This window comes from Rathayibacter sp. AY1E6, from assembly GCF_002931115.1.
Lineage (GTDB): Bacteria > Actinomycetota > Actinomycetes > Actinomycetales > Microbacteriaceae > Rathayibacter.
Genome location: NZ_PSVK01000009.1, coordinates 64,883 through 83,061 on the forward strand (window position 1 = coordinate 64,883; position 18,179 = coordinate 83,061).

Sequence of the window (18,179 nt, forward strand, 5' to 3'; positions counted from 1 at the left end):
GCGGCGGCCTCGGGCGGATGATGGTCGGGTGAACCGCACCGATCGTCTGTACGGGCTCGTCGAGGAGCTCCGGGCGGTCTCGCCCCGGCCGCGGAGCGCGCGCCGTCTCGCCGAGCGGTTCGAGGTGTCGGTGCGGACCATCGAGCGGGACCTGTCCGCGCTGCAGCAGGCGGGTCTGCCGATCTGGGCGGAGCCCGGCCGCGCGGGCGGCTACGTCATCGACGCGTCCGCGACCCTCGGGCCGGCCGGATTCACGGTGGAAGAGGCCGTCGCCGTGCTGATCGGCCTCAGCGCGCTGCAGCGCAGTCCGTTCCGGCAGGCAGCCAGGACCGCTGCCCGGAAGACGCTCGCGGTCCTGCCGGACGACGTGGCCGCCCGCGCCGGCGCGGTCGCCTCCCGGGTGCACTTCCTCGAGAGCGAGGAGGAGGCGGTCGTCCCGGCGGAGTTCGCGACGGCCCTCCGAGCGGATCGTGTCGTCCGGCTGCACTACTGCGACAGCAGTGGCGCGGAGTCGGTCCGAGACGTCGAACCGCTCGGCTCGATCGGGAAGGAGGAGCACTGGTACCTGATCGCGTGGTGCCGGCTGCGGGAGGGGGTCCGGGCGTTCCGCGGCGACCGGATGCTGTCGGTGGAGGTGACCGACGAGCGGCCTCCGCAGCGCACCCTCCGGGCCGAGGACCTCGCGCTCCAGTACGGACGGCTGCGGTCCGTCGTCGACGACTGACCCGCTCCGGGGACGGCCGCCGCGGACCTCGCGGAGTCGCGGACGATCTGCGGAAACACCGACAGGACGGTGTCGCGACGACCGGCGAGCCTGGTGCCATCGCCTCATCCCGGCCCTGAAGGAGCCCCATGTCGTTCACCTCCCTCCGCATCGTCACCGACGACCTCGACGGCCTCGTCGCCTTCTACGAGCAGGTCGTCGGCCGACCGGCCGAGCGCCCGGCGCCGGTCTTCGCGCAGTTCACGGGAGCGGGTGCGACCCTCGCGATCGCCCGCACCTCGACGGTCGCGATGCTCGACGGCGCCGTCGTCCCCGCGTCGAACCGCTCCGTCCTGCTCGAGTTCGAGGTGGCCGACGTCGACCGCGCCTTCGCCGAGCTCGCACCCCGGAGCGAGGACGTGGTGCTCCCGCCGAGCACCATGCCGTGGGGCAACCGCTCCACCCTCGTCCGCGACCCGGACGGGAACGTCGTCAATCTGTTCAGCAGGCCCGCCGGCTGATCGGGCGCACTCCGTCGGTCCGAGCACGCCCATGCCTGGCCGGTGGGACCCGACGGGGATCGCGGAGACCACCGGGGATCCTCTCTCGCGACGCGATCCTCCCGAGCGGGCGTGGCGTCGGGCCGAGCGCGACCGGTCTGCGGTTCGCAGGCGGGAGCACGGCGACTCCGTCCAGCGTGACGTCCCGACCGCACTCCGACCGGCGAGACGGCCACCCGCCGCCGGTGTCCTCGGCGGTACCCTCGCGGCATGACCTTCGTGAACGTCGGCACCCTCGGGGCCGTCCCCGGCAGACGCGACGAGCTCGTCGCCGTCCTCACCGAGCACAACGACGACCTCGTCGACGCCGGCTGCCTGCTCTACGAGGTCGGGGTCGACGACGAGCAGCCCGACACCGTCTTCGTCGTCGAGCTGTGGGAGAGCGCCGAGGCGCATCGGGCCTCCCTCGCCCTCCCCCGGGTCCAGGCCGCGATCGCGACGGCGCGCCCGCTGCTCAGCGGCGCCTTCGGCGGCTACCGCTTCGACGCAGCAGGCTCTCCCCTCCGGAGCTGACTCGCGCCGAAGGCCTGCCGGCCGTCGGCACAGGCCGACCTGGAGTGAGCGGGCCGTCCGTCAACGGAAGACCTCTTCCTCTCCCGCCACCCCGACACCTCGAAGCGGAGCACCGTGATCAGCACGTTCCTCGTCGACCACGCCGCGCTCGTCCCGATCGCCTTCTGGATCGCGGTCGCGGTGGTCACGGCGATCGCCTGGCTGCTGCACCGGCGCGGCGCGGAAAGGTCTCTTCTCGTCCTCGCCGCGCTCGCCTTCGTCGTGGGGCTCGCGCTGACCGTGTATCCGCCCGACGGGACGCCGCGGGTCTTCTGCACCGTGCAGTTCTCGGTGCCGTTCGACGGCATCGACACCCTCGCGAACATCGCGCTCCTGCTCCCCGGGGCCCTGCTGCTCGCGGTCGCGGTCGGCCGGCCCCTGCTCGTCGCCGCCGCCGTCTCCGGCCTGTCCGCCCTGATCGAGGTGGTCCAGGCGGGCGTTCCGGCGATCGGCCGCTCCTGCGACACGAACGACTGGTTCATGAACACCATCGGCGCACTCCTCGCCGCGTTCCTCGCGGCCCTGATCCTCAGAGGGGAGAAGCGGCGCGGGCGTCGGCGAATGGTCCGCTGACACCGCCTGTCACGTCGCCCTGCTCTCGGCCGGGTGTCTCGGCGGCCGACATCAGCACGGGTCCGTCGATCCACGTCCCTGTGACGCGGACCTGCTCAGAGGACGGCCGACGCCACGGGTGCCGTCTCGGCGACGCCGAGGACGACCGGGCGTCACCGGGTGCCGCGGTCGCGTCTGTCGACCGCCCCAGGAGCTGTCAAGTCTCTCCCCCGTCGGCCTCGGCGCTGCGCACGCTGGGGGCATGAAGCATCTCCTCTTCGCGAACAAGACGATGCTGGTCGGAGACGACGCGGCGGACGCTCTGGTCGAGTACGGCGTCGCCCTCGCCGTGAGCAGCACGGCGGACCGCGTGGAGTACACCGGCATCGGCGGCGACGGCGGCACCGTGCGGGCGGTGTTCCTGCTCAACGCCGGCGCCGCCCTGGTCGCCGAGACCACTCCCTCCGATCTCCCGGAGCCGGACAACACGGCCGAGGTCGCCCGCATCCGCGAACGCACCAGGACGCTCACGGGAGTATTCCCCGTGCAGCCGAGCGAGGACGACATCACCTTCGACGTCGAGCTCGAGCACGAGCACGGCTTCGGACACTGACCGGCCCGCCCATGCCCTCCCTCCACGCCCCCTGGCCGACGCTCTGACCGGGGACACGGACGACGCCGAGGTCCGTCGCTGGGCGGCGTCCCGCGCCCCGCTCACGCCGGGGACGATCGCCGTGCTGCAGGCCGTCGGCTTCATCAGCGCAGCGCAGCGGGTCCCCGCCGACACGGCCCTCGCTCTCCTGCTGACGGCGGCGGAGGACGACCGGCGCGATCCGCCCGACGTGGCTCGCGATGTCCTCGCGCGCCGCCATCCCCTGGCCGATCCCGGTGACGATCGCGGCGCGTCGGTGACCCCGTGATCACCGCCCTTTCGGAGCCGTGGTCGGTCCGCCGCCGGGGGCGCTGTCTCCCGAGTCCGCGACGTCGTGAAGCGCACCGCGCGCCGCCCGCCCCGCCCGCTGGATGCGCGCCCGCACCAGCCGCTGCAGCAGCGCGGGGTAGAGCTGGACGGCGATCGTCGACCCGAGCAGCCAGGCCGCGCCGCCCGTCGCACCCGTGACCGTCGCGGCGAGGGCGAGCGCGACTCCGACGGCCGTGCACGCGAGGTGCACCGCCTCGGAGCGGCGGGTGTGCTGATCGAGAGCGGCCAGCCCCGCGCGCGTGCCGTCGAAGCCGCGCTCGCGGGTGACGAGGCGGTTCCACCCGACGACGTCGAGCAGCCGACCGAAGACGCCGACCCCGAGCGCCCGCAGCACCGTCGGCTCACGGCGGCCCACGTCGAACCAGGACTGCTCGAGCGGACGGGTGCGCGCACCGAAGGTCAGTGCCGCCCAGCCGGTGAGGACCATCTGCGCGACCACGGCGAAGACCGGATGCGAGGGTCCGATCGCGGTCCAGCCGGCCGCGAGGAGGGCGGCCGCGAGGACGGTGGGAACGAGGGTCCGGATCATCTCCGCTCCCTCCTGCTCGTGCTGCGGTGCTCGAGGCCAGTCCAGCAGATCCGCGGCATCCGTGCGCCGCATCCTCCTCCGGTCGCCCCGCACCGGGCATCCACCGCCGTCTCGGCAGCGCTTCCTTGACACCGCCGCCGGCCGGTCATCATCATGCAGTCACGACCGGCGGCGGCGCGCCACCGGCGTCCCGACAGGAACGGTGCACCGATGCCCACCATGCTCTTCGTCAACCTGGCCGTCGCCGATCTCGCCCGGGCGAGGGCCTTCTACGAGTCGCTCGGCTACTCGATCAACGAGGGCTTCAGCGACGAGAACGCCGTCAGCGTGGTGATCAGCGACACGATCACGGCGATGCTGCTCACGCGGGAGTTCTTCGCCGAGTTCACCAGCAAGCCGATCATCGACGCCACCACCTCGACCGAGGTGCAGCTCGCCCTCAGCGCCGACAGCAGGGAGGAGGTCGACACCCTCCACGGCAGGGCCCTCGCCGCGGGCGCGACCCCGGCCGGCGAGCAGGACCACGGGTTCATGTACTCCAAGAGCTTCGACGACCTCGACGGCCACCACTGGGACTTCGTCTGGATGGACCCGGCGGCGGCGGAAGGCGGCGCACCGGAGCTGTCCGTCGAGGAGATCCGGGCGAACACGACGCACAGCTGAGGCGCGACGCGCGGACGCCGAGCGGTCGACGTCCACGACCCTCGCAGTCACACTCCGTCACGATCCGGCGCGCACTCCCCTCGGCCTGACAGGCTCCCGGCATCCGCCTTCCGGGCGTCTGGACAGGAGCACACCGTGACGATCACTGCACCGGCGACCACCGCGACCACTGCTGCGGCGACCACCGCGACCATGACCTCCGCGCCCGCATCCCGCGCCTCCGCGGCGGCCGGCTTCTCCACGCGCCAGGTGCACGCCGGTGCCGCGCCCGACGGCGCCCACGGAGCGCGCGTCACGCCCGTGCACCTCAGCGCCGGCTTCGTGTTCGACAGCTTCGAGCACGCCCGCGAGCGGTTCGCCGGCGAGGACGAGGGCTACCTCTACACCCGCAACGGGAACCCGACCACCGAGGAGGTCGAGCGTCGGCTCGCCGATCTCGAGGGCGGCGCCGAGGCGATCCTGGTGGCGAGCGGCCAGGCGGCCACCGCCTCCGCTCTCCTGGGGATCCTGCAGGCCGGCGACCGGGTGCTCTCGTCGCGCCGCTTGTACGAGGGCAACCGGGGGCTGCTGGTGCAGAACTTCGGTCGGCTCGGGATCGGCGTGGACTTCGTCGACGACGCGTCGGACCTCGGCGAGTGGGAGCGGCGGATCGGGCCCGACACCCGGGTCCTCTTCGGCGAGCCGATCCCGAACCCGAAGAACGATCTGCTGGACCTCCCGGCGCTGGCCGCGATCGCGCATCGGCACGGGCTCCCGTTCGTGGTCGACAACACGCTCGCGACCCCGTACCTCCTCCGCCCGATCGAGCACGGGGCCGACGTGGTCGTGCACTCGACCAGCAAGTTCCTCGCCGGGCACGGCTCCGCCCTCGGCGGCGTGATCGTCGACGCCGGCACGTTCGACTGGGCGGCGCGCCCCGCGCTCTTCCCGCACCTCAACCAGGAGGAGCGGTCGTTCGGCGGCCGCAGCTGGACCGAGCAGCACGGCCGGCGCGCCTTCGTCTCGTACACGCGGGACATCGTGGTCTCCCGCCTCGGACCGACGCCGTCACCGCTGAACTCCTTCCTGCTGCGGCAGGGCGTCGAGACGCTGTCGCTCCGGGTCGAGCGGCACTCGGCGAACGCCCTCGCCGTCGCCCGCTTCCTCGAGGAGCGGCCCGAGGTCGTGTCGGTCGACTACTCCGGCCTGGAGTCGAGCCCGTCGTTCGCCCTCGCGCAGCGCCTGCTCCCCCGCGGGCAGGGCTCCGTCTTCTCCTTCACCGTGGCCGGAGGGGAGGCGGGCGCGGCCGCCTTCATCGACGCCGTCGAGCTGTTCAGCCACATGACCCACCTCGGCGACGTGCGCTCGCTGGTGCTGCATCCCGCGTCGACCACCCACGCCGGACGCACCCCCGCCGAGCGCGCCGCCGCCGGGATCCACCCCGGGCTCCTCCGGCTGTCGATCGGGATCGAGGACGTCGACGACCTCCTCCGCGACCTCGAACGCGGGCTCGCCGCGGTGCGCGCACGCGCCCTCCCCGCGCTCGCGGAGGTGTGAGCGTGGCGCGCCGTCAGCACTTCGGCTGGTTCTTCTCCCGGGGCTTCGGACCGCAGGGATGGGGGCACCCCTACCGGGAGTGGAACCACGACTGGACGAAGCCCGGCCTCTACCAGCAGTCGGCCCGCGAGCTGGAGCAGGCCGGCTTCGAGCTGATCGTGATGGAGGACGCCGTCTCGCTCGGCTCCCCGGAGACGCTCGACCTGCGGGTGCGGGGAGCGTACGGCGGGCCGAAGCACGATCCGCTCCTCCTGGCGCCGTACCTGTTCGCGGCGACCGAGCGGATCGGGCTGGCGCCGACGATCAACGCCGGCATCACGCCCCCGTACCTCGCCGCCCGGCAGGCGGCGACGCTGCAGCACCTCAGCTCCGACCGCTTCGGGATCAACCTGGTCACCGACGTCGGCAGCGCCCGCCACGTGGGCCTGGAGCCGCTGTCGCACGACGCGGCCTACGACCGGGCCGACGAGTGGATGGCGGTCGTCCGCCGGCTCTGGCGCAGCTGGGGCGAGGGCGCGCTGATCGCCGACCCCGGGTCGGGCCGCTACGCCGACGGCACCCGGATCGACGCGTTCCGCCACCGCGGGGAGCACTTCCGCGTGGACGGACCCCTGAACGCCGTCCCCTTCGCGAACGGCGACCCGATCGTCGTCTCCCCAGGCGGCTCCCCCCGCGGCCTGGCCTTCGCCGGCACGCAGTCGGACGTGCAGCTCGCGCTCGCCCCTCTGGAGGCCCGGGCGGTGCGCGACTACCGGGCGCGCGTGCTCGCCGCGGCCGAGCAGCACGGGCGGACGGCGGACGACCTGCGCGTGCTCTTCGTCGTGAAGCCCGAGATCGTGTCGAGCCCGGAGGAGGCCGCGCGCGTCGTCGAGGCGTCGCGCCACCCCGACGAGGACGCGCTGCGGCGGATCGCGCTCGGCTGGTCGAGCGACCTGGAGACCGACCTCACCGGGCTGGACCTGGACCTCCCCGTCCCGCGGTCGGTGTTCGGCGAGCACGTCTCGCACGGCACCATCGCCGGCCTGTACGGCGGCACGGAGGACGCTCCGCTGCGGGAGCTGCTCACCAGGAAGGCGCGCAAGGGCCGCGTCGCCGAGCGCGCCGGCTTCGTCGGCACCGCGGAGGAGTTCGCCGACTTCGTCGAGGAGCTCGGCGACGACGGCGGCAGCGACGGGCTCCTCCTCTCCGGGGACCTGCACCCGGTCACCCTGCACCGGATGCTCGACGACCTCGTCCCCGTGCTACGCCGCCGCGGGATCCTCCGCGACGAGCTCGCTCCCGGCGGGACCCGCGCCAACCTCTTCGGGACGTAGGGGGAGTCCGCCCCGTCTCACTCAGGATCCTGCGCCCGGCCGGGCACCGGGCGGAAGAATCCGTGCTCGATCTCGTGGGCGAGCTGCACAGCCTCGACACGCGAGGCCGCCCGGTCCACCGCCGGCGGCCCGGCCTCATCGGGGGTGCAGAGGGAGCGGAGGCGCTGAAGGACGGCTCCTCGCCACTGTCGTGCGATGCCGCCCGCCTCGGTGCTCCGCCGTCCCACCTCGTCGAGTCCCCGCGAAGGCGCTCCGCCGTTCACACGGCGGCCCGCACGGCTTCGAGCGTCTCGAGGAGGAGGGGACGCGGCATGGCGAAGACGAGACGCACGTGGTCGGCGTAGCCGGCGCCGCACAGGCGTCCGGAGGTGAGCGTCACTCCCGCCTCGCGCTGCAGGTGCTGCGCGGGATCGGCGAGGCCGAGAGCACCCAGGTCGAACCAGGCGAGATACGTCGCCTCCGGGGTGCGGTGCCCGATCCCGGGCAGCTCGGAGGCGAGGAAGTCGGCGATGAGGCGCCGGTTGCCGTCGAGGTAGTCGACGACCTCGTCGAGCCACGCTCCGCCCTCCCGGTAGGCGGCCGTCGAGGCGATCACGCCGAGATTCGAAGCGCCGTGCTGCACCGCGAACCCGAAGCGCGAGTAGACGTCCTCGTCTGCGTCGTTCGTGGTGATCAGCTGCGCGGCCTTCAGGCCGGGGATGTTCCACGCCTTCGAGGCGCTCGTTCCGGTGACGGAATGCCGGGCGGCCTCCTCCGAGACCGAGGCGTAAGGGATGTGGGGGACGCCGTCGAACCGCAGCGGCGCGTGGATCTCGTCGGCGAAGACCCGCCCGCCGTGGCGCTCGACGACAGCGGCGAGACCTTCGAGCTCGGACCGCGGCAGGACCGAGCCCGTCGGGTTGTGCGGATTGCAGAGCACCAGGGTGCCCGCTCCCTGCGCGAAGGCCGCATCGATCCCGTCGAGGTCGTGCTCCCAGCGGCCGTCGACGATCGTTCCCGGGACCTCGATCACCTCGCGTCCGATGGCCGACAGGTAGGTGAGGAACGGCATGTAAGCGGGGGTAGGCACGATCACCGGTGAGCCGGGGCGGGAGAACTCGGTGACGGCCACTCCGAGCGCGGCCATGACATCCGAGACGGAGTGCACGCGGGCGGGGTCGACCGTCCACGCGTACTGCTCAGCGAGGTACTCCGCAGCGGCCTCGCCCAGCTCGCCCGCAGTCGAGGGGGACAGATAGCCCAGCACGTCGCCGGCCACGGCGTCGTGCAGTGCCCTCCGAACGGCCGGCGCCGTGCCGAAGTCCATCTCGGCGACCCAGGCTCCGATGGTGCCGGGGCGGAGGCTCCACTTGCGGCTCGTCGGGCGGTCGAGTCGTTCGCGCGTGAGCGAGTCGAACAGGTGCATGGGAGTCCTCGGGGAAGCGGGCGGAGGGCGCCCCGCTGGTCGATCGGGGCGCCCGAGGCGGGGGCGGCTCAGCTGTTGTCGAGCGGGAGCCCGGGCGGGTTCACCAGGGCCTCGTCCACGGCCTCGTCCTGCAGGCCGTAGGCCGACAGCCAGTCCTGGTACTGACCGTTCCCGATGAGGTAGCCGAGGGCCTGGGCGATCGGCTCGGCGAGTCCGGAGTCCTTCTTCACAGTCGCCGCGATCAGCCCGTCGAGCGATTCGCCCGCTCCGGAGAACGTGCCGGCGTTGCGGGTCGGGTCGGCGCCGTCCTCCGAGATCCGGTTCTGGTAGACCGTCGTCGGGTTGGGCCCGAAGTAGGCGTCGATCCGGCCGGAGCCGAGAGCGAGAGTGACGGAGTTGGCATCGGGCAGTCGCGTGATCTCCAGGGACCTGCCCTCGGACTGCAGACGGGCCTGCCACTCGAGCAGGATCTTCTCCTGGTTGGTGCCGCTGCTGACCGCGACGGTGAGTCCGTCGAGGTTCTCGTAGTCGCCGTCGAACTCCCAGTCGTTCGAGGCGAGGACCTGGAACGCGAGGGTGTCGGCGCGGTAGGAGGCGAAGTCGTACTTCTCCTTGCGCTTCTCCGTGACGGTGATGTTCGAGAAGCCGACGTCGCTGCCTCCGGTGTCGATGCCCACGAAGAGGTTGTCCCAGGTGGAGTTCTCCACCTCGGGCTGCAGCCCGAGGACGGCGGCGACGAGGCGGCCGAGATCGGGCTCCGAGCCGGTGAGGGTCTCGGTGTCGGTCCCGGTGAACGCGAGCGGAGGGAAGCCTGCGGGGAGAGCGCCGACGCCGATCGTCAGGGTCCCGCGGTCGAGGATCTCCTGCGGCAGCGTGCCGCGGATCTCGTCGACGACCGGCACGTCGATGTCCGTCTCGGTCGCCGCTCCGTTGGAGAGGGCACCCACGGTGACGGTGGTGGTGCCGGAGGCGGCTCCCGGGGAGGCCGGGTCGGAGGCGGCGGCACCGGAGCAGGCCGCGAGGCCCGTCGTCAGCGCGGCGGCAGCGAGAAGCGCCCCGACTCTGGTCCAACGAGTGATGTGCGGTCTGGTCATGATTCGATTCCTGTGTCTGTCGTGCGGATGGAGAGGAGGAGGAGTGCGGGGGCTCAGCCGAGGACTCGGCCGAGGAAGTCGCGGGTCCGCGGATTCTGCGGGCGGTCGAGGACCTCGCTCGGGCTGCCCTGCTCGACGACGAGGCCGTCGTCGACGAACACCACCCGGTCGGCGACCTCGCGGGCGAAGCCGATCTCGTGGGTCACGACGATGAGGGTGCGGCCGCTCTCGGCCAGCGACCGGATGACCTGCAGCACCTCCCCGACGAGCTCGGGATCGAGAGCCGAGGTCGGCTCGTCGAAGAGGATCACCTCGGGGTCGAGCGCGAGCGCACGCGCGATGGCCACGCGCTGCTGCTGGCCGCCGGAGAGCTGCCTCGGATAGGCCGCCGCCTTGTCGGCGAGACGGACATGCTCGAGCAGGGCGCGTGCCCGCTCGCGGGCCTCCGCGGGCGGCTGCCCCTGCGAGATCGGCGCCTCGGTGACGTTCTCGAGGATCGTCAGGTGCGGGAAGAGGTTGAAGCTCTGGAAGACGAAGCCGATCCTCGCCCTCTGGCGCAGGATCTCCTTCTCGCGCAGCTCCTTGAGCCGACCGCCGCGCAGCCGCACCCCGATCAGCTCGCCGTTCACGGAGACGAACCCCTCGTCGAGCTTCTCGAGATGGTTGATCGCCCGCAGCAGGGTCGACTTGCCCGAGCCGCTCGGACCGAGGATAACCGTGACGGTGCCCGCCTCGACGCGCAGGTCGACTCCCCGGAGCACGGTCCGGTCGCCGTAGGACTTGGTCGCGTTGTGGATCTCGATGGCGGCGGTCATCGCGCACTCCTCAGGCCGGCGAGCGAGCGCCGCACCCGCTGGAGGGGCGTGGGCGCGAGCTCCCGGTGCGCGCCGCGGGCGTAGAAGCGCTCGATGTAGAACTGCACGCCCGAGATCGCCGAGGTCAGCACCAGGTACCAGATCGTCGCGACGACGAGCAGGGGGATGATGTCCGTCGGGTACGTGCTGCCGAGGTTCTGAGCGACCCCGAACAGGTCGAGCAGCGAGACGTAGAACAGCAGCGAGCTCGCCTTCAGCAGGCCGATGATCTGGTTCACGTAGGCGGGCACGATCGAGCGGAGCGCCTGCGGGAGGACGATGCGGGTGAACTGGCGGCGCTGCGGGATCCCGAGCGCCTTCGCCGCTTCGTGCTGCCCCTGATCGACCGCGAGCACCCCGGAACGGACGACCTCGGCGCTGTAGGCGATCTCGGACAGGCTCAGGCCGATCACGCCGAGGGCGAGCGGAGGCAGCAGCGACACCGTCGGCACCGACCACTGCGGACCGAAGGGGATGCCGATGCCGACGGTCGGATACAGGTTGCCGAGATTGAACAGGAAGATGAGGACGAGGATCAGCGGCACCGAGCGGAACAGCCAGATGTAGACCCAGCTGAGCGTCGACAGCACCGGATTGCCCGAGAGCCGGGCTACGGCGACGACGATGCCTCCGACGAAGCTGATCACGGCGCTGATGGCGGTGGCGAGGAGCGTCAGCTGCAGCCCCTTCAGGATCGCCGGACTGAAGAGCCAGGTCCCGACCTTCGGCCACTCCCACGACGGGTTCGTGAAGAGGGTCTGTCCGGCGTTCAGCAGGAGCACGAGGACCAGTGCGGCGACCACCCAGCGCACCGGGTGGCGCAGCGGCAGCACCGGCCGCTCGCCGAGTCGGGCGAGGTCGATGCCTCCGGGAAGGGGGCCGGACGTGTCCCGCGGTCGAGGCGGCGCGATCGTGCCGCTCATGAGGCACGCCCCGTGACGCCACCGCGCAGGCGTGCTCCGCCGTCGGGCAGGGACGCGGTGAGCTGCGCGAAGGAGTCGTCGTGCGCGGTCCGGATCCTCGCGACGTCGAGCGGCCGATCGGTGAGCGTCCGCGCATAGCCGTGCAGGACGACCACCTCCGGAGGCTGGGTCACGTCGTAGAGCGGTGTGTAGCCCGCGGTGAGGTAGAGCCGCTGCGCCTCCGGCTGGAGCGGCCCGGTCGTGAGGTAGACGGTCGAGTAGCCGAGCCGGCGGGCCTCCGCCTCGAGCTCTGCGACCACGCGCAGGGCGAGTCCCTGCCGACGGTGCGCCGAGGATGTCCAGATGCGCTTGAGCTCGGCGGTCGTGTCGTCGAATCTCTTCAGCGCGCCTCCGGCGATCGCGGTGCCGTCGCGCAGAAGCAGGACGAAGGATCCTTCCGGCGGGGCGAACACCTCGCTCGGGTAGCGCGCGAGCTCGGCCGATGCCGGCTCGCCCCAGGCGGTGCCGTAGCGGGTGTCGTACTCGCGCTCGAGCTCGTCGAGCAGGGGCCGGGCCCGCGGGTCATCGGCCCGCACATGGACGAACTCGTCGGCCGCGACGGTGTCAGACGAGGACACGAGCGGCCTCCTCGGCGGCCTGGGCGGCCGCGGCGTCGCGTCGAGCGACCTCCTCGCGCACCAGCGGTATCACGTGGCGACCGAAGTCGAGGGTGTCGTCGACGTAGTCGTAGCCGCGCGCCGAGATGATGTCGACCCCGAGATCGACGTAGTCGAGCAGCGCGGCGGCCACCGTCTCCGGCGTCCCGACGAGGGCGTTCGAGTTGCCGCGCGCTCCCGCGGCGACTCCCGCCCTGGTCCAGAGCGCGCGATCGAAACGGTCGCCTGCGGCGGCGATCGCGAGGAGGCGCTGCGAGCCGGTGTTCTCCGGCGCGGCGAGGCCTCCGGGGGCGGTCTCGCGGGTGCGCGCCTCGATGCGGCGGAGGATCCCCTCCGCCTTCTCCCAGGCCTGCTCCTCGGTGGCCCCGAGGATGGGTCGGAAGGCGACCTGGATGCGCGGCGCGACGTCGCGGCCGGCCGCCGCCGCCGCCTCCCGGATGCTGCGGATCTGCTCGGCGGTGTCCCGCAGCGGCTCGCCCCAGAGCGCGTAGACGTCGCTCTCGGCGGCACCGACGGACAGAGCGGCGGGAGAGGAGCCTCCGAACGAGATCTGCGGCCGAGGCTGCTGCACCGGCCAGACGTCGCTGACGAACCGGGAGAAGCGGTAGTGCTCCCCGACGTGATCGAACGGCTCACGGGTCGTCCAGACCTGCTTGACGATCCTGATGTACTCGGCGGTGCGCGCGTAGCGCTCGTCCTTGCTCAGGTAGTCGCCCTCCGCGGCCTGGTCCGCGTCCGACCCGCCCGTGATCACGTGGACGCTCAGGCGGCCTCCACTCAGCTGATCGAGGGTCGCGAAGGCTTTCGCCGCGACCGTGGGGTAGGAGACGTTGGGCCGGTGCGCCAGCAGCAGCTGGATGCGCTCGAGCCGCGACGCGATGAAAGCGGCGGCGACGGCGGGGTCGGGGGCTCCGGAGTGGTAGGCGAACAGGATGCGGTCCCACCCGCTGTCCTCATGAGCCGCGGCCAGACGCACCGTGTACTCCGGGTCGAAGCTCGCGCCGCTGCGTGCTCGTGTCTCGCTGCCGTCGTTGAGCGCGGCGATGCCGAGGAATTCGATGGGCACTCGAGGCTCCTGCCTGTCGGGGCGCACCGTTCTGCACGCCGTGGGGGCCGACGCTAGGGTCCGCGGCCACCCGGCTCCAACCCGCCGCTACACACTTCTTCACATCGTCACGAGTCGTCACAGAGCGGCGTCCTCACGGGGGAAGGGTCATCGTGGACGCATGTCAGCGCCATCGGACGGGACCCGCTCCCTCGTGATCGTCGGGGGAGGTCCCCGCGCGGTCGGGGTCCTCGAGCGCCTCGCCGCGAACGCCGCCGAGGACGCCCTCGGGCCGGCCGCGCTCGTCGTCCACGTCGTCGACCCGTACCCCGTCGGCCCCGGCCGGATCTGGCGCTACGAGCAGTCGCCGCTGCTGAAGCTCAACTCGCTCGCAGCCGACGTGACGATGTTCACCGACGCGAGCGCGACGATCGAGGGGCCGGTGCGCCCCGGACCCTCGCTGATCGAGTGGGCGGAGGCGGTGCGGGCCGGCCGGATCGCGCTCGCAGAGGGCGACGAAGCCGTGCGCCGCGAGCTCGACGGGCTCCGCGCCGACAGCTTCCCCACCCGCCGGCTGCAGAGCCTCTATCTGCGCTGGTTCCACCGGGAGGCGCTCGCCGCTCTCCGCCCTGACGTCGAGGTCCGCGAGCACGCGGCGCGCGTCGTCGAGGTGCTCGGCCGCGACGACGGTGCGCAGCGGGTCGTCCTCGACTCCGGCGACGTGATCCAGGCGGACCTGGTCCTGTTCTCGCTCGGGCACAGCGGCGCTCTGCCGACGGTCGACGAGACCCGGCTGGCCGGGTTCGCCGAGCGCCACGGCCTCGCCTACCTGCCGCCGTCGTTCACGGCCGACGCCGACCTCGGATCCCTCCGCGCCGGACACGACGTGATCGTGCGCGGCCTCGGCCTCGTCGCGGTCGACCTCCTGGTGCTGCTCACCGAGGGCCGGGGCGGCCGCTTCGAACGGGACGACGCCGGCGGACTGCGCTACCACCCGTCGGGACGTGAGCCGCGCATCCTGATCGGCAGCCGCCGCGGGGTCCCCTACCACTCGAAGATCGGCTCGACGCTCCAGGGAGCCGCGCCCGAGCCCCGCTGGTTCTCGGCGTCCGTCGTCGAGGAGCTGCGCTCGCGACACCGCCCGCTCGACTTCAGCGAGGACGTCTGGCCCCTGATCGCCCAGGAGATGCTCTGGGGCTACTACCGTGAGCTCTTCACCGGGCACCCCGACCGGGTGAGCACCGACTGGACGCACTTCTCGGAGGTGTTCTCGCGGCTCGACCCGCGCGCCTCGGTCCTCGCCGGCTCCCGCGGCCCGCGACCCGAAGCGGGACAGGGGTACGCTCTCCCCGCACTCGGGGCCGACGCCGAGCGGGTCCTCGGAGATGCGCGGACCCTGACCGCGCTCGTCGCGGACACTGTGCCGGACAGCCTCGACAGGCTGCTCCTCCCCGATCTCGACCGCCCGTTCGCCGATGTGCGGTTCGCCGACGGCTCGGCGCTGCAGGAGGCGGTGCGCGCCTACATCCGGGACGACCTGGCTCTGCGCAGCCGGCAGGAGCACAGCGCCACGATGGCGCTCTTCCTCGCGCTTCTGCGCAGCCACTTCCTCGTCGCCGATCTCACCGCGTCCGCGAGGTGGACGCCCCGCTCGCGGATCGAGGATCTGCACGGATGGTGGCTGGGCTGGTTCAGCTTCCTCGCGAGCGGGCCGCCCGCGCACCGTCTCGAGGAGCTGCTCGCACTCTCGGACGCGGGCGTCGTCGACTTCCTCGGCCCGGGCATCCGTGTGGGGACCTCCGAAGAGGAGGGCCGCTTCCTCGCGAGCGGCGGGGCGACCGATCAGGTCGTCCTCGCCGACGCTCTCGTCGACGCGCGCCTCCCCCGGACGTCCGTTGCGAGGAGTGACGACGCGCTGATGCGAGCGCTCGTCGCGTCGGGGTCGGCGGTCGAGGACCTCGTCGACGTCGGCGACACTCTCCTGTCGACCGGGAGGCTGCGCGTGCACCAGGACGACACCCTGCTGCGCTCGACGGCGGGAGGCCGCGTCGGCCGCCGGTACGCGATCGGCCCGTACACCGACTCGCCGTTCGTCGGCGCCTTCTCCCGGCCGGGCACGAACGCGGTGTCGTTCCGCGAGAACGACAAGGTCGCGCGCGCGCTGCTGCGCCGCCTCCGCGCACTCGACGACGAGGAGCTCGTCCGAGCCGGCACCCTGATCCGAGGAGCACGATGACCGCCGCCCCACCCCTCAGCCTCGCCGTCGCCCTCGAGGGCGCCGGCTGGCACCCCGCGTCCTGGCGCGAGCCTGGCGCCCGTCCCGACGCGCTCTTCACCGGCGCGTACTGGGCGGACATCGTGCAGCGGGCGGAGCGCGGCGGGATCGACTTCGTGACGATCGAGGACTCCTTCGCCCTGCAATCGGCGGACCCCTTCCTGGCCGACGACCGCACCGACGAGGTCCGCGGCCGGCTCGACGCGCTGCTGATCGCCTCCTACGTCGCCCCCCTCACGAGCCGCATCGGTCTCGTGCCCACGGTCACCGTGACGCACACGGAGCCCTTCCACGTGTCGAAGGCCGTCGCGACGCTCGACCACCTGAGCCGGGGGCGGGGCGGTTGGCAGGTCAGGGTGTCGTCACGCGTCGACGAAGCCTCGCACGTCGGACGACGAATCGCGGCGATCGTGCCGCCGGAGCCGGGCACGCCCCTTCTCGAGGACCCCGCGATCCGCGCCGTCGTCGACGAGCTCTTCGAGGAGGCGGCCGACGCCGTCGAGGTCGCGCGGAGACTCTGGGACAGCTGGGAGGACGACGCCGAGATCCGCGATGTCGCCACCGATCGCTTCCTCGACGCCGACAAGGTGCACCGCGTCGACTTCGCAGGACGCTGGTTCTCGGTGCGCGGCCCCGCGATCACTCCCCGGCCGCCGCAGGGGCAGCCCGTCGTCGCCGCGCTCGCACACGCCGACATCCCGTACCGTTTCGCCGCGCGCTCGGCCGACGTCGTGTTCGCGACGCCTCAGAACGCGGCGGACGCCGAGAGGATCCTCCAGGAGATCGCCGAGGCGGAGCGCGGGGCGGGGCGCACGGGCGAGCGCCTGCGGGTCCTCGCCGACCTCGTCGTCGTCCTCGACACCCCGGCGGAGTCCGCCGCGGCCAGACTCTCGCGCCTCGACGCTCTCGGCCGACCGCTCACCGGCGACGCCGCCGTCGCCGCCGGGTCGGCCGCGTCCGTCGCCGACCGCATCGCCGAGCTCTCACGGCTCGGCTACGACGGCGTCCGCCTCCGACCCGCGGTTCTCGCCACCGATCTGCCGCTGATCGCCGACGACCTCGTGCCCGAGCTGCGCCGACGCGGTCTGCTCGTCGGGACGGAGGAGGGCCGCACCCTCCGCTCAGCCCTGGGCCTGCCCACGTCGATCCCGAACCGCTACGCCTCCGAGGAGCAGTCATGACGCGGCGACCGAAGCAGATCGTCCTCGCCGCCTACGTGGGCGGGGTGAACGAGCACACCCTGTGGGAGCACCCCGACGCCGGCAGCCAGGTCGACTTCTCGACGTTCCGCCGCGTCGCAGAGACCGCGGAGCGCGGGCGGTTCGACTACTTCTTCCTCGCCGAGGGTCTGGCCCTGCGGGAGCGCGCGGGGCGCCCGTTCGACCATGACATCGCCGGACGACCGGACACTCTGCCGCTCCTCGCCGCGCTGGCCGCGGTCACGGAGCACATCGGCCTGGTCGGCACGCTCAACGCGACGTTCAACGAGCCCTTCGAGCTCGCCCGTCAGATCGCGACCCTCGACCACCTCTCAGGCGGACGAGCGGGGTGGAACGTGGTCACGTCCTTCGACGCCTTCACGGGCGCGAACTTCCGCCGCGGCGGCTTCCTCGACCGCGCCGACCGCTACGCCCGTGCCGAGGAGGCCGTCCGCGCGGTGACGACGCTCTGGGACACCTGGACCTCCGACGCCGTGCGAGCCGATGCCCCCTCCGGCGAGTTCCTCGCCGACTCGTCGACGGGGTCGTTCGCCGTCTCGAGCAGCCAGTTCGACGTCTCCGGCCGTTTCACCGTGCCGCGCAGCCCGCAGGGCCGCCCGGTGATCGTGCAGGCGGGCGTCTCTCCGCAGGGTCGCGACTTCGCGGCGTCGAGCGCCGACGTGATCTTCTCCCCCTACCACCGGGGACCTGAGGCGCACGAGTTCGCGCGCGACATCGCGGCCCGGGTCGCGGCGGCGGGTCGCCCGGCCGGCTCCGTGCGGATCCTCCCGTCAGCCGCCGTCGTCCTCGGCGGCACCGCTGCGGAGGCGGAGGAGAGAGCGCGGTGGATCCGCGATCAGCAACTCACACCGCGCACGATCCAGGTGCTCTTCGAGCAGGTCTGGAACCGGGACCTGTCGGGCTTCGACGTCGACGGGCCGGTACCCGATCTCGAGCCCGACCTCGAGGCGCCGCCGCTGATCGAGGGCCGCGCACTGATCCACGGTGATCGCGCGGGGACCGTGCGCGCCTGGCGTGCGCTCGCTCAGGAGCGCGACCTCACCCTCCGCGGTCTCGCCGAGACCGTCTTCGACCGCACGGAGTACGTGGGCACGGCTGAGCAGGTCGCCGACCGTCTCGACGAGTTCGTGCAGAGCGGAGGCGGCGACGGGGTCGTCCTCGGATCGCACCTGCACCCGGGTGGTCTGGACGAGTTCGTCGACCGCGTCGTGCCGCTGCTGCAGGAGCGCGGTTCGCTGCGCACCGAGTACGAGGGCACGACCCTGCGGGAGAACCTCGGCCTGGAGATCCCCGCCCGGCCGTGACCTCATCCCCTCC

The 18,179-nt window shown here is 72.6% G+C and carries 19 protein-coding genes; 12 read left to right on the forward strand and 7 right to left on the reverse strand.

The window, feature by feature from the left end; all coding sequences use genetic code 11:
- Positions 1 to 28: 28 nt before the first annotated feature.
- From C5C46_RS09700 to C5C46_RS09725, 6 genes are all read left to right on the forward strand, one after another.
- Positions 29 to 724 carry a YafY family protein gene (locus C5C46_RS09700; protein ID WP_104226531.1) on the forward strand — a complete coding sequence of 232 codons (696 nt, stop codon included), beginning with the start codon at positions 29 to 31 and terminating at the stop codon, positions 722 to 724.
- Positions 725 to 852: 128 nt separating this feature from the next.
- Positions 853 to 1,224 (forward strand): VOC family protein, encoded by a 372-nt coding sequence (locus C5C46_RS09705; RefSeq protein ID WP_104226532.1) that lies wholly within the window; start codon positions 853 to 855, stop codon positions 1,222 to 1,224.
- 249 nt (positions 1,225 to 1,473) lie between these two features.
- Positions 1,474 to 1,776: a putative quinol monooxygenase gene (locus C5C46_RS09710; RefSeq protein WP_104226533.1), complete on the forward strand. Its 303-nt coding sequence runs from the start codon at positions 1,474 to 1,476 to the stop codon at positions 1,774 to 1,776.
- A 114-nt stretch (positions 1,777 to 1,890) separates the two neighbouring features.
- Positions 1,891 to 2,388, forward strand: coding sequence for a VanZ family protein (locus tag C5C46_RS09715; protein WP_104226534.1), 498 nt, complete (start codon positions 1,891 to 1,893; stop codon positions 2,386 to 2,388).
- 241 nt (positions 2,389 to 2,629) lie between these two features.
- A complete protein-coding gene (locus C5C46_RS09720) occupies positions 2,630 to 2,980 on the forward strand; it encodes a hypothetical protein (RefSeq protein ID WP_104226535.1) in 351 nt (116 codons plus the stop codon).
- 121 nt (positions 2,981 to 3,101) lie between these two features.
- Positions 3,102 to 3,287, forward strand: coding sequence for a hypothetical protein (locus C5C46_RS09725; protein ID WP_104226536.1), 186 nt, complete (start codon positions 3,102 to 3,104; stop codon positions 3,285 to 3,287).
- On the opposite strand, the gene C5C46_RS09730 is transcribed toward C5C46_RS09725, so the two are convergent.
- A complete protein-coding gene (locus tag C5C46_RS09730) occupies positions 3,288 to 3,878 on the reverse strand; it encodes a hypothetical protein (RefSeq protein WP_146078970.1) in 591 nt (196 codons plus the stop codon). It abuts the gene before it with no gap.
- A gap of 210 nt (positions 3,879 to 4,088) precedes the next feature.
- On the opposite strand from C5C46_RS09730, the gene C5C46_RS09735 reads away from it, so the two are divergent.
- From C5C46_RS09735 to C5C46_RS09745, 3 genes are all read left to right on the forward strand, one after another.
- Positions 4,089 to 4,541, forward strand: a complete 453-nt coding sequence (locus C5C46_RS09735; protein ID WP_104226538.1) for a VOC family protein — start codon at positions 4,089 to 4,091, stop codon at positions 4,539 to 4,541.
- 192 nt (positions 4,542 to 4,733) lie between these two features.
- The gene (locus C5C46_RS09740; RefSeq protein WP_104226570.1) at positions 4,734 to 6,077 is read left to right on the forward strand and encodes an O-acetylhomoserine aminocarboxypropyltransferase/cysteine synthase family protein; all 1,344 of its coding nucleotides are present in this window, start codon (positions 4,734 to 4,736) and stop codon (positions 6,075 to 6,077) included.
- Positions 6,078 to 6,079: 2 nt separating this feature from the next.
- Positions 6,080 to 7,390, forward strand: a complete 1,311-nt coding sequence (locus C5C46_RS09745) for an LLM class flavin-dependent oxidoreductase (protein WP_104226539.1) — start codon at positions 6,080 to 6,082, stop codon at positions 7,388 to 7,390.
- 259 nt (positions 7,391 to 7,649) lie between these two features.
- On the opposite strand, the gene C5C46_RS09755 is transcribed toward C5C46_RS09745, so the two are convergent.
- From C5C46_RS09755 to C5C46_RS09780, 6 genes are all read right to left on the reverse strand, one after another.
- A complete protein-coding gene (locus C5C46_RS09755; protein ID WP_104223285.1) occupies positions 7,650 to 8,795 on the reverse strand; it encodes a MalY/PatB family protein in 1,146 nt (381 codons plus the stop codon).
- A gap of 68 nt (positions 8,796 to 8,863) precedes the next feature.
- A complete protein-coding gene (locus tag C5C46_RS09760; RefSeq protein WP_104223286.1) occupies positions 8,864 to 9,889 on the reverse strand; it encodes a transporter substrate-binding domain-containing protein in 1,026 nt (341 codons plus the stop codon).
- 53 nt (positions 9,890 to 9,942) lie between these two features.
- Entirely contained in the window at positions 9,943 to 10,704 is a 762-nt protein-coding gene (locus tag C5C46_RS09765) for an amino acid ABC transporter ATP-binding protein (protein ID WP_104223287.1), read from the reverse strand.
- The gene (locus C5C46_RS09770) at positions 10,701 to 11,666 is read right to left on the reverse strand and encodes an amino acid ABC transporter permease (protein WP_104226540.1); all 966 of its coding nucleotides are present in this window, start codon (positions 11,664 to 11,666) and stop codon (positions 10,701 to 10,703) included. Before C5C46_RS09770 ends, C5C46_RS09765 begins: the two co-directional genes overlap by 4 nt.
- Positions 11,663 to 12,283, reverse strand: coding sequence for a GNAT family N-acetyltransferase (locus tag C5C46_RS09775; protein ID WP_219812286.1), 621 nt, complete (start codon positions 12,281 to 12,283; stop codon positions 11,663 to 11,665). Before C5C46_RS09775 ends, C5C46_RS09770 begins: the two co-directional genes overlap by 4 nt.
- Positions 12,270 to 13,388 (reverse strand): LLM class flavin-dependent oxidoreductase, encoded by a 1,119-nt coding sequence (locus C5C46_RS09780; RefSeq protein WP_104223289.1) that lies wholly within the window; start codon positions 13,386 to 13,388, stop codon positions 12,270 to 12,272. Before C5C46_RS09780 ends, C5C46_RS09775 begins: the two co-directional genes overlap by 14 nt.
- A gap of 160 nt (positions 13,389 to 13,548) precedes the next feature.
- Between C5C46_RS09780 and C5C46_RS09785 the strand changes: the two genes are divergently transcribed.
- Genes C5C46_RS09785 through C5C46_RS09795 form a run of 3 tightly spaced genes read left to right on the forward strand, consistent with a single transcriptional unit; the run spans position 13,549 to position 18,166 of the window.
- Positions 13,549 to 15,603 carry an FAD/NAD(P)-binding domain-containing protein gene (locus C5C46_RS09785; protein ID WP_104226541.1) on the forward strand — a complete coding sequence of 685 codons (2,055 nt, stop codon included), beginning with the start codon at positions 13,549 to 13,551 and terminating at the stop codon, positions 15,601 to 15,603.
- Entirely contained in the window at positions 15,600 to 16,823 is a 1,224-nt protein-coding gene (locus C5C46_RS09790) for an LLM class flavin-dependent oxidoreductase (RefSeq protein WP_104226542.1), read from the forward strand. The genes C5C46_RS09785 and C5C46_RS09790 overlap by 4 nt, the downstream gene beginning before the upstream one ends.
- Positions 16,820 to 18,166 (forward strand): NtaA/DmoA family FMN-dependent monooxygenase, encoded by a 1,347-nt coding sequence (locus tag C5C46_RS09795; protein WP_104223292.1) that lies wholly within the window; start codon positions 16,820 to 16,822, stop codon positions 18,164 to 18,166. Before C5C46_RS09790 ends, C5C46_RS09795 begins: the two co-directional genes overlap by 4 nt.
- The last annotated feature ends 13 nt before the right edge of the window (positions 18,167 to 18,179 follow it).